The sequence below is a fragment of the Pseudomonas sp. FYR_7 genome (assembly GCF_043106155.1).
Taxonomy (GTDB): Bacteria; Pseudomonadota; Gammaproteobacteria; order Pseudomonadales; family Pseudomonadaceae; genus Aquipseudomonas; species Aquipseudomonas parafulva_B.
This window is the reverse complement of record NZ_JBICMI010000016.1, coordinates 1-11532: the sequence shown is the minus strand read 5'-3', so window position 1 is coordinate 11532 and position 11532 is coordinate 1. Positions and strand designations below refer to the sequence as shown.

Sequence of the window (11532 nt, the reverse complement as noted above, 5' to 3'; positions counted from 1 at the left end):
GGTGGAGCTAAGCGGGATCGAACCGCTGACCTCCTGCATGCCATGCAGGCGCTCTCCCAGCTGAGCTATAGCCCCAGATTTTTAGCCTCGCGGCCCAGCACTGCCGAAACAATGCTTGTATAAAACTGGCGTCCCCTAGGGGACTCGAACCCCTGTTACCGCCGTGAAAGGGCGGTGTCCTAGGCCACTAGACGAAGGGGACGAACCTTCTTACCTTCAAGAACGTGCTGCTGGTGCCCGTTCTACGTGCCAGCCATTGGCTGACAACAGGAATTTGGTGGAGCTAAGCGGGATCGAACCGCTGACCTCCTGCATGCCATGCAGGCGCTCTCCCAGCTGAGCTATAGCCCCACAGAGTCACGCTGAACCGATACGCTGGCTGGGTGCCTAGCATTTCGTTTATGTTCATCGCTGTGGACGGGGCGCATATTAAGTTCCAGGTGCAGGCCTGTCAAACTAAATCTTCAAAAAAACCAAAATTTTTTTCACAGATAACAATCACTTACCGCCCTGCCCCGCAATGTCGGCCGATCAGCAGGGTCAGAACAGTCTTCAGCCTTGGATCATTGCGCGCGAGACCGGCAGACCGTCATGGAAACGACAGCCTGCCCGCCTGCCTCATCTCAAGCGATGGTAGCCAGCTGCTTTTCCCATTCCTTGTTTTCTTTCTTGGAAACACCGCCCAGCAAATCCAATGCCTGACGCAGACGATAGCGGGTCAAGTCAGGGCCGAGGATTTCCATGGCATCGAGCACCGACACCGAGCTTGCCTGCCCAGTAATGGCGGCGAACATCAAGGGCATGGCGTCACGCAGCTTCAGTTCCAATGCATCGACCACGCACTGGATGCAACCGGTGATGCGCTCTTTCTCCCATTGACGCAGACTCTCTAGCTTCCACAGGATCAATTGCAACACCTGGCGCACCTGATCGACCGACAACTTCTTGCTTTCGAACAGCTTGGCGTCAAGCTTCAGTGCGCCTTCGAAGAAGAACCCGCCCAGGGGCACCACCTGACTGAACGTTTCAACCCGGCCCTGCACATGCGGCGCGATCTTCATCATGTAGTCGCTGTTGAACGCCCACTTCTGCAGGCGCTGGGCAAAGGCCTCCACCGGGAGCTCACGCAGCCATTGGCCGTTGAGCCAGGAGAGCTTCTCGATGTCGAAGATCGGCCCGCCCAACGAAACGCGAGACAGGTCGAAATGCTCGACCATCTCGGCCAGCGAGAACTTCTCGCGCTCATCGGGCATGGACCAACCCATCCGGCCCAGGTAGTTGAGCATGGCCTCGGGCATGAAGCCCATGCGCTCGTAGAAGGTCACCGACGTCGGGTTCTTGCGCTTGGAAAGCTTGGACTTGTCCGGGTTACGCAGCAGGGGCATGTAGCACAGCTTGGGTTGCTCCCAACCGAAGTACTCGTACAACTTGATCAACTTGGGCGCCGACGGCAGCCACTCTTCACCGCGCAGTACGTGGGTGATGCCCATCAGGTGATCATCGACCACATTGGCGAGGAAGTACGTGGGCAGGCCATCGTTTTTCATCAACACTTGCATGTCCATGCGATCCCACGGGATCTCCACGTCGCCGCGCAGCATGTCCGGCACCACGCACACACCCTCGGTGGGCACTTTCATACGGATCACATGGGGCTCGCCTGCGTCCAGCCGGCGCTGCACTTCATCGGCGCTCAGCAGCAGTGCACGCCCGTCGTAACGAGGCGTCTCGCCGCGGGCCTGCTGTTCGGCGCGCATCTGCTCCAGCTCCTCGGCGGTGCAGAAGCAGTAGAACGCATGACCGGCGTCGACCAGCTGCTTGGCATACTGGGCGTAGATTTCACCGCGCTCGCTCTGCCGATACGGGCCATGCGGGCCACCCACGTCCGGGCCCTCGTTCCACTCGATACCCAGCCAACGCAAAGCATCGAAGATCTGCTGCTCTGACTCGCGCGTGGAGCGCAACTGATCGGTGTCTTCGATGCGCAGGATGAACTCGCCGCCGTGCTGCTTGGCGAAGCAGTAGTTGAACAGGGCGATGTAAGCGGTGCCGACATGGGGGTCGCCGGTAGGCGATGGCGCGATACGCGTGCGTACGGTGGTCATGGGAGTCTCGAACGGAAGATGAAACAAAGCCTCGATGTTAGCAGGTGGCGGGCACCGGGCTCCAGCGATGCGGTTAACCTGGGCCTGCCCTCATGATGCCGCGCCCTCGGTATGGCCTACCGTGGGGCGGCTTGCGTGCAGGGCGATGTCGCCTGCTCATGCAGGCCACCAGGCATCAACTTGCGATCAGGCGATCTCGCAGCTGGGAGATCTCGTCACGCAACTGGGCAGCGGCTTCGAACTCCAGGTCACGGGCATACTGCATCATCTTGTCTTCGAGCTGCTTGATACGCTTGGTGATCTCGCCTGGGGTGCGCAACTCGGCTTCGTAGCGCGCGCTCTCCTCTGCCGCCTTGGCCATCCCCTTGCGTTTTTTGCTACGAGCACCCGGGACGGTTGCACCTTCAAGGATATCGGTGATGTCCTTGACCACGCTCTTGGGCACGATACCGTGCGCTTGGTTGAAGGCGATCTGTTTTTCTCGACGCCGCTCGGTCTCGTCAATGGCCCGCTGCATCGAACCGGTGATGGCGTCGGCATACAGAATCGCCCGGCCATTGAGGTTGCGCGCAGCACGGCCAATGGTCTGGATCAGTGAACGTTCGGAGCGCAGGAAGCCTTCCTTGTCCGCATCCAGAATGGCAACCAGCGAAACCTCGGGCATGTCCAGGCCTTCGCGCAACAGGTTGATGCCGACCAGTACATCGAACGTGCCCAGCCGCAAGTCGCGGATGATCTCGACACGTTCCACGGTGTCGATGTCTGAGTGCAGGTAACGGACCCTTACGTCATGGTCTGCCAGGTAATCGGTCAAGTCCTCGGACATGCGCTTGGTCAATGTGGTGGCCAGCACACGCTCGCCCAGGGCCACACGCTTGCGGATCTCCGACAACAGGTCGTCTACCTGGGTCAGCGCAGGGCGTATTTCGATCTGCGGGTCGACCAGACCTGTCGGACGCACTACCTGCTCGACGACGCGCCCAGCATGAGCCTCTTCGTAGGGGCCGGGCGTTGCGGATACGAAGATGGTCTGCGGACTGACGCTCTCCCATTCGTCGAAGCGCATGGGGCGGTTGTCCAGCGCCGACGGCAGACGAAACCCGTACTCCACCAGCGTTTCCTTGCGCGAACGGTCCCCTTTGTACATGGCACCCACCTGGGGAACGCTGACGTGCGACTCATCGATGACCAGCAGCGCGTCGGCGGGCAGGTAGTCATACAGCGTAGGTGGTGGTGCACCTGCAGGACGACCGGACAAATAGCGAGAGTAGTTTTCGATACCGTTGCAGTAACCCAGCTCCATGATCATTTCCAGGTCAAAGCGGGTACGCTGCTCAAGACGCTGGGCCTCCACGAGCTTGTTGGCCTTGTGCAGGTACTCAAGCCGGTCGGCTAATTCTTCCTTGATGCCTTCCACCGCCTGAAGCAGCGTTTCTCGCGGCGTCACGTAGTGGCTCTTGGGGTAGAACGTGAACCTTGGCAACTTGCGCAGGATTTCGCCCGTCAGCGGATCGAATGCGGCGATGTTTTCCACCTCGTCGTCGAACAGCTCGACGCGGATGGCTTCGAGGTCCGATTCGGCCGGGTAGATATCGATGACATCCCCACGCACACGGAAGGTGGCACGGGCGAAGTCCATTTCATTGCGGGTGTACTGCAAGTCGGCCAGCCGGCGTAGCAGCGCGCGCTGGTCGAGCTTGTCGCCCCGGTCGATGTGCAGCACCATCTTGAGGTAGGTTTCAGGGCTGCCCAGTCCGTAGATGCAGGACACGGTGGTGACGATGATTGCGTCACGCCGTTCGAGCAGCGCCTTGGTGGCGGAAAGGCGCATCTGCTCGATATGGTCGTTGATCGAGGCATCCTTCTCGATGAAGGTATCCGATGAGGGCACATAGGCTTCGGGCTGGTAGTAGTCGTAGTAGGAGACGAAGTACTCCACCGCATTGTTGGGGAAGAAGGCCTTGAATTCGCCGTACAACTGTGCCGCCAGCGTCTTGTTCGGTGCCAGGACCAAAGTGGGGCGCTGCACCTGCTGGATCACGTTGGCGATACTGAAGGTCTTGCCAGAGCCGGTCACGCCCAGCAAAGTCTGGTGCGCCAACCCCGCCTCGATGCCCTCGACCATTTGCCGAATGGCCTCTGGCTGATCGCCTGCTGGCTGGAACCGGGTGACGAGCTGGAACTCTGACATGTCGAACCTCGCGGCGCTGCACTGTAAATTTAGCCAGTAGTCTATACCCAAATGGGCACGCTGGGGGACGCTTTGAAAGCCCAACGGTGACCCCGTGTTACGGTGGACAGGGCAAAGGCTGCAAGGGTCGAAAATTTTTTGCGCAAATAGTCGTAAAAGCGGCGTCGCAGTGTCGCAGTGACCGTGCCGGATCACTATACTGACTCCCCGTTTGTGCCCCGCTTCAGTGCATTCGGCTGGAGCGGATACTCCCCTTACACTCCTATCCGAGCCAAGGTAACAATGAGCCTGTTTTCCGCTGTCGAGCTGGCACCCCGCGACCCTATCCTGGGCCTCAACGAAGCATTCAATGCCGACCCACGCACCGACAAGGTGAACCTTGGGGTGGGCGTCTACTGCAATGAGGAAGGCCGCATTCCGCTGCTGCGGGCCGTGATCGAAGCCGAGACCCAGCGTGCCGCCCAGCACGCCTCGCGTGGCTACCTGCCGATCGACGGCATCGCGACCTATGACCAAGCGGTGCAGAAACTGTTGTTCGGTGCCCAGTCCCCATTGCTGGCCGATGGCCGGGTGGTTACCGTCCAGGCAGTGGGCGGTACGGGCGCACTGAAGATCGGCGCCGACTTCCTCAAGCGCGTATCCCCCGAGGCCGTGGTCGCCATCAGCGATCCTAGCTGGGAAAACCACCGCGCGCTGTTCGAGTCAGCGGGCTTCCCGGTTCATACCTATCGTTACTATGACGCCCCGACCAACGGCGTGAATCGGGCTGGCATGCTCGAGGACCTCGAAGCGTTGCCCGCTGGCTCCATCGTGGTGCTCCACGCCTGCTGCCACAACCCGACCGGGGTGGACCTGGACCTGGAAGACTGGAAGAACGTCCTGCAAGTGGTCAAGGCCAAAGGTCATGTGCCTTTCCTGGACATGGCCTACCAAGGCTTTGGAGACGGCATCGCCGAGGACGCCTTTGCCGTGCGCCTGTTTGCCGAGTCGGGCCTTGAATTCTTCGTCTCCAGCTCGTTCTCCAAATCGTTCTCCTTGTACGGTGAGCGCGTGGGCGCACTGTCGATCGTGACGGCGTCCAAAGACGAAAGCACCCGCGTCCTGTCCCAGGTCAAGCGGGTCATCCGTACCACCTACTCCAACCCGCCTACCCATGGCGCCACGATCGTTGCGACGGTGCTCAACAGCACAGAGTTGCGGCAGATGTGGGAAACCGAGCTGGCAGAAATGCGCGAGCGCATTCATGGTATGCGCAAGCAGATGGTCGAGTTGCTGGCCCATTATGGTGCCAAGCGCGACTTCAGCTTCGTGGGTCGCCAGGTCGGCATGTTCTCCTACTCGGGCCTGACCGTGGAGCAAGTCGCCCGGCTGAAGAACGAGTTCGGCATCTACGCACTGGACACTGGCCGCATAGCCGTGGCTGCGCTGAACCAGAGCAATATCCATGTGGTGACCAAAGCCATCGTTGAAGTGCTGTAACTGATTGATTTCGCAGGGGTGACTTGACTTACCCCTGCTGTTGAGTAAGATACGTGCACATTCCGCGATAGCTCAGTCGGTAGAGCAAATGACTGTTAATCATTGGGTCCCTGGTTCGAGTCCAGGTCGCGGAGCCAGATAATCAAGATCCTTCACAGGGTTTTGAGAAGAATCCAGAAACGCCGCTTTGAGGGATGCTGTCGAAACAGACATACCCAAAGCGGCTTTTTTGTGCCCGCTGTGGGTATGCCTGGGCTGGTGCTTATAGCTTGATCCGCGTGGCGTGGATACCGTTCAGGCGCTCAACTGGGTCCAAGGCCATAGACCTTTCTCCAGCGCATCGACTCATCACGTCAGCACATACTGCAACCCGTGATGCTCCAGCAGGGTACGCATTTCTCGCAGGCTGACGAGCCGTCGCTCACTGATCCACGGCCACTCCGGTCGCCGGATATGAAACCGCTCACCTTCCTGAGCGATGGGCGTATACACCAGCCCGCCCGTGCGGCTGCGATGCACCAACTGCAACTGCCCATCGGTGCTCTCGAACGTGAATGCGCCGGTATGCCTGAGCATGACCGACAGTTCCTCGCTGGCCGGCTTCGCCGCTTTAATCGGTACCTGCAGGCGAAGATCGCTCTTGACCCGGCGTACATCCATGGCCTCATCAATGGCCGCCAGTCCAGGATCGGCACCAATGCCGCCGGGCAGACCCACCTCAATATCCTCGACGCGCAAGCTGATTGCCCCCTGAAGTTCGCTTACGCCGTGCACACCTTCGAAATCGCTGGCGTGGCTATTCCCCACCAGCGCAACCCACCGGCTCGGGCCTCGCACCCCCTGGTCCGCCTCGATGATTTCATGCGCGTAAAAGTTCATCATTTGCTGGCGGATCACCGCCGATGGCGGGTCGGCCCAAGCCTGGCGATAACTGGCCATGCAGTCGATGGACTGGATACGGATACCGGCCTTCTGCGCCGCAATCAGCACGTTGCGAAACGAATAACGGCTCGCCAGATCGACCCCGTGACCTTCATCCAGATTATTCACATAGGTGCTCAACCGGGCGGGCATCTTGCCCGAGCGGTTGAATACATCAAGGTCAGCCTGATGGAAGTCGGTCATGAAATGCTCAACGTAGAGCACCTTGATTTTTTCGCGCCTGAGCATAGGCATGTTGTCTATCAGAAACTGCTTGCTGCCCAGCCCCGAATGACTTTCACCGATGACCAGCCCTTCGCTGTTCTGGTAGAGGCTGCGGATGATCAGCTTGGCGCTGGCATCACGAGGCAGAGTCGGTATTGCAGGCCGCGCGGGTGGTATGACATTTTCAAGATAGCCGACGGCGTCGGTTGCAAGCGCGTCGCGGCTGGCACGGAATGCCCGGTAGCTCGCTTCTACCTGAGGGTCTAAGCTGCTCATGATTCCACTCAGCGCGCGCTCCTCCCCCGGGGCATTGGCGGCGGCCTCAAGCAAAGGACGCGTTTCGCTCGGAATCTCGTAGGGCGTTGCAGGCAGAGACTGCACGGCAGGCGCATCGCTTCGCCGCCCCCATGCCCCGAGCAATTTGCGGGGCAGCCCGCCACCCTGTAAACCCGAGCGCTGTAGAGGTTGCCACTGGCCGTCTGCTGTCATGCGGATGGGCAGGTTGCGATAGAACGAGTATGGATTCTCCGGGTCGATGACCACCCAGCTGCCCATCTGCTGCACAAAACGGACCTCGAAGGGTCGCTCGTCAATCAGCGCATAGAACTTGCCATTCTGCAGATAGATACCCTCCTGCCCGCCACTCCCAGGCTCAGCGCTGAGGATGATGTTGGTTTCAAAAGGCGCCAGCAGGTCGTGCTGGTCAACCGGCCGGAACGGTTCAGGTACCCAGGTTTCAATCTCGGCGGGTGTCGCGCAGGCCGCCTCCTCTTCCGGCGTGGCCAGGGTTTCGCCCTCAGGCACCTGTGGATCAATCAGCATTTGCTCGTCACCTACGCCTACGGCACCGGCCAGCATGGCGGTGTTGAACAGGGTGTCGATGGCGGCGAAGATTGTGCCGGTCACACCGGCCTGTCGCTCGCTCGTAGTATGACCGTTGACAGCCTGGTCGATGTTCAGCCCCATATCCGCAAGGCCTGCGCCGACCACCGCCAGTGCAATCGGCCAGTCGACCGCTGTCATGGGCCCTGCTACCTGGCCGAAGGCCTTGAGGTAGCCGATCCACAGTTGTTTACGCAGGTCAGCGTTGCTGCGCAGGGCGAACTGTGCGTCGTCGATCATGCGCTGGTGCGCGGCATCGCGCAGGTGGCTGAACGCATCGCCCGACAGGGTCGAATCGAGCTGATTGAGGCACTTGTGATCATCACCACCCCAATTGAAGAACAGTAGATCGATCAGGTGATTGAGGCCGAGGCGATCGTCTTTTTGCGCACGGCTGGACAATGGGAAGTGCGCCATGAAGCGCGCCCGGTTTTCGGCTTCGTTGGTATTGTTCAATACCCACCAGTAAAGGTCCTGACGCGTTGGGAAAAAGTGCAGGGCTTCCGTTTCACCTGGGGTGTACAGCAGTTGCGAACCATCCTCCAGCACAATGCGCAGAAAGTCGCTGGCAACATGCCCGCCGATGTCGAAGGTACACACGCGATAACCGGCGGCTGGCGGTACAACTGCCTGAAGTTGCTCCAACGTGGGTGATGCGATATCAAGACCCGTCAGCGCCGTGGCGACGCGGCGAACGAGGTGGGCCAACGCGGTACTGCTGTCGACCGAGCACATCTCGATCACCTTGGCGAGGAAGTTGACCTTCGCCAGTACGCGAAAATGCTCAGCATGTTTTTGCCAGAACGCCTGGAGCCTATGGTGGAACTGGGTACTGAAGTCGATTTGCCAGAAATCCTCGAGCACAGCCTGGGGCTCCAAACGGATCTCATTGTGCTCGTCATAGAAACCAGGGCCAGGGCCATTACTGTAAAAGCCGGTCAGATAACTGAGCAGGTCGCTGTTGTCCTGGTCATGAACGTCGAAACGGTGCATGACCAACTGCGGCAGTGTGAAGGATTGGACAGGCGGGTCCAGGTGCTGCCAGCCGCTGAAGGTGCGAGGGCTGCTCTGGGCGGTATCGAAACGGTTGAGGTAGACCTGGTCAGGGTCTAGGTGCGACAAGTTGTGTTTTCTCAACAGCGCCACGGCGGTGTCCCGGGCCGACTGGCGCATATCAGGGCAGGCTGCCACAAGTGGAGCGGCGATGGCGCGTAGCTGGGATTCGGCGTGCGGGGACAGAATCTGCAGGCCCATGGTTAAGTTCCTCAAGGTGTATGAAGTCATGAGGTTGAGCCGTTACAATTTTTTGGAGCGCTAGTTATCAACCACCTTCCACACGGCCTTCATCCTCCGTGAAACGTGCGGTGAAGCGTAAGTCAGGAGTGATCCACCTGCCCTATGGGGTAGAACTCACCTCGGCTCCACACGCCCAGCCATTGCTGATCTGCGATTTGCCGGGTAACGGCCAACTCGACCAGCTGATAGAAGACATTGCGGTGAATCAACGCCTCAAGGTTGCTGCGCATCAGCACATAAGGTGAAGGCGCTTGGGTGACGGGGTCAGTCACTACCCGCAGCGGGTGGTCAGGCCCTGCTTCGACCTGATCGTCCACATTGTTGGTGAAGCGCAACACCTGCTGCTCCCCCTCCCCCGTCACATCCAGGGCCACGGCCACGAACGGCGCGTCATCCACTTTGATGCCGACCTTCTCGACCGGCGTCACCAGAAAGTAATCATTCCCGTCGCGGCGGATGATCGAAGAAAAGAGCTTTACCATCGGTTTGCGGCCGATAGGCGTGCCCAGGTAGTACCAGGTCCCGTCCCGTGCGATACGCATGTCGATGTTGCCGCAGAAATCGGGATTCCAGAGGTGCACAGGCGGCAAGCCCTTGGACGTTGGTAGCTGCGTCAGCAGGTCATTGGCTTTGCCCGTCTCATTCATCGCAGTGCCTCACCGACTCATGCCAAGAAGGCTACGAGCGTACTCGCGCATGGGCGCCGCAAGCAAATCCCTGGGCGTCTGGTCATGGAACGTCAACAAACCGCCACGGCTTTTGATACGGACCGTGTCTATCAGGTAGCGGGTACTGGTTTCGATGAGCATCATCTGTACCACGCCGCTATCCCAACCCAGTCGGTCCACGGCCTGTTCGTCATACCACTCGTCCCCATTGCCGATGCGGTCATCGGTGCGAGCGAAACGGGTATAGAGCACGTAGTCGGCCCCAAATGAACGTGCCTGCGCGATCGCCTCTTCCAGACCCAGCGGTGCCTCGGCACGGCGTACCATCGGGAAATACTCGACGAAGCTTTTGAAGGCCTCTTCGGCCACCGCATTGTGCTGCGGAACAGGGCCTTTGCCGGGCGGCACGAATGCGCCTTGCCCAATGAAGATGAAGGAATCGGGCTGCAGTCGAATCGACAGCGTACGACGGGTATCGCTGTGATCCAGCAGGCCGGCATCGCTCATGTGATAGCGAACACCTTCCCCCATATCACTCACTTTCATGCACCCGCCCAACGCCGCAAGCGTCAGCACCAAGACCAGGCTCCGCATCATTCCTCCAATGGCCGGCGTCAAAAAAGCCGGCGAATGGCTGACGAATGCAGCTTTTGCGCCAGCTTTGATTTGATCGCCAGCGTGGGCCGGTGCTGACTCAATTGGCGGGGTCGGGGTCGCGCTTGCGTTTATTGCCCATGCGTACGCCGATGTCCATCAGGAACTGGAAGAAGCCTTCCTGATCTTCCAGCACATTGCTCCAGAACGGGGAGTGATAGAGCGCTACAGCCCCATGGACCAGTGCCCAGGCGGCGCAATAGTGGAAATAAGGGGGTACATCTTCAAGCTTGCCCTCACTGATGCGGCCTTTGATCAGTTGCGTAAGGCGATCGAAGTTGGAGGCGCGAATACTATGCAGTTGCTCGACCAGTTCGGGCACCTGGTTACCCTTGACGACCTTCTCCTCCAAACGATCGAAGAGCCTGTAGCGTTGCGGGTCGCGCATGCGAAATTCGAAGTAGGCGCGCGACAGGGCTTCCTTGTCGCGGTCCACATCGGCCGAGTGCAGCAGCTCGTTGAGATCGCGCTCATAGTCCAGCATCAGGCGCAGGTAGATTTCTGCCTTGGACTTGAAATGCTTGTAGATCGTGCCTTTGCCGATACCCACGGCGTCGGCGATCATTTCGACGGTGACGCTGTCCTCGCCTTGCTCGAGGAACAGCTTGAGGGCGGTGTCTAGGATTTCCTGTTCGCGACGGCGAAACTCACGGACCTTACGAGGTTCTTTCTGCATGGGAAGGACTGGCTGACGATCGAAGCGGATTATTATGCCTAACTTGCGCGAAATTGCACGGATCATCCGTGGTCATCTCGGTTTGTACTGGTGTGCGGGGCATCTCGATCGTTGGCAGCTTGGCCTGGGGTATTCCAAATCTGTTTAAAAAACGATCAGTTTTGGCTGGCATTGTGCGTAGCCTGGGCGATACTCAAAGGGTCGGCGCGGCGCATCCCCCCGAGTGACGCGGCGATAAAGGTACTCAGGGACCGCGTACCTTTGTTCTACTCCTAATGGTCTTAACCCGGATTCCTCCCCCAGAAGCCGGGTTTTTTTTGGGTAAGGTGTTTGAGGCAGGTCCCGCCATCTCCCCGCTACCCTGCTGCTCTTGCTTTGGCTCTTGCTCTTGCTCTTGCTCTTGCTCTTGCTCTTGCTCTTGCTCTTGATCTTGAT

General features: G+C 59.2%; 8 protein-coding genes and 4 tRNA genes. 2 read left to right on the top strand and 10 right to left on the bottom strand.

The features are described from left to right. Positions 1–2: 2 nt before the first annotated feature. The 5 genes from ACF8R3_RS03700 to uvrB form a co-directional block, all read right to left on the bottom strand. A tRNA-Ala gene (locus ACF8R3_RS03700) sits at positions 3–75 on the bottom strand. 51 nt (positions 76–126) lie between these two features. Beyond that, a tRNA-Glu gene (locus tag ACF8R3_RS03695) sits at positions 127–202 on the bottom strand. A gap of 73 nt (positions 203–275) precedes the next feature. Then, positions 276–351: transfer RNA gene (locus tag ACF8R3_RS03690), tRNA-Ala, on the bottom strand. 272 nt (positions 352–623) lie between these two features. After that, positions 624–2105, bottom strand: coding sequence for a glutamate--tRNA ligase (gltX, locus tag ACF8R3_RS03685; protein ID WP_392514998.1), 1482 nt, complete (start codon positions 2103–2105; stop codon positions 624–626). 175 nt (positions 2106–2280) lie between these two features. After that, positions 2281–4296 (bottom strand): excinuclease ABC subunit UvrB, encoded by a 2016-nt coding sequence (gene uvrB, locus ACF8R3_RS03680; RefSeq protein ID WP_058637685.1) that lies wholly within the window; start codon positions 4294–4296, stop codon positions 2281–2283. Between the two features lie 282 nt (positions 4297–4578). Here uvrB and ACF8R3_RS03675 point away from each other — a divergent pair, with 282 nt between their 5' ends. Further along, complete coding sequence (locus ACF8R3_RS03675; protein WP_058605554.1) at positions 4579–5775, top strand: amino acid aminotransferase; 1197 nt, start codon at positions 4579–4581, stop codon at positions 5773–5775. Positions 5776–5836: 61 nt separating this feature from the next. Then, positions 5837–5912 (top strand) — tRNA-Asn (locus ACF8R3_RS03670). A 211-nt stretch (positions 5913–6123) separates the two neighbouring features. On the opposite strand, the gene ACF8R3_RS03665 is transcribed toward ACF8R3_RS03670, so the two are convergent. The 5 genes from ACF8R3_RS03665 to ACF8R3_RS03645 form a co-directional block, all read right to left on the bottom strand. Then, on the bottom strand, positions 6124–9057 hold the full coding sequence (locus ACF8R3_RS03665) for a dermonecrotic toxin domain-containing protein (protein ID WP_392514996.1): 2934 nt from the start codon (positions 9055–9057) through the stop codon (positions 6124–6126). A 122-nt stretch (positions 9058–9179) separates the two neighbouring features. Beyond that, entirely contained in the window at positions 9180–9746 is a 567-nt protein-coding gene (locus tag ACF8R3_RS03660; protein ID WP_058637686.1) for a DUF1285 domain-containing protein, read from the bottom strand. Between the two features lie 9 nt (positions 9747–9755). Continuing rightward, positions 9756–10361, bottom strand: coding sequence for a DUF4823 domain-containing protein (locus tag ACF8R3_RS03655; protein ID WP_058605556.1), 606 nt, complete (start codon positions 10359–10361; stop codon positions 9756–9758). 100 nt (positions 10362–10461) lie between these two features. Continuing rightward, positions 10462–11097, bottom strand: a complete 636-nt coding sequence (locus ACF8R3_RS03650; RefSeq protein WP_058605557.1) for a TetR/AcrR family transcriptional regulator — start codon at positions 11095–11097, stop codon at positions 10462–10464. Positions 11098–11341: 244 nt separating this feature from the next. Beyond that, positions 11342–11532: hypothetical protein (locus ACF8R3_RS03645; protein ID WP_392514994.1), on the bottom strand; the 191-nt coding region annotated here is incomplete at its 5' end.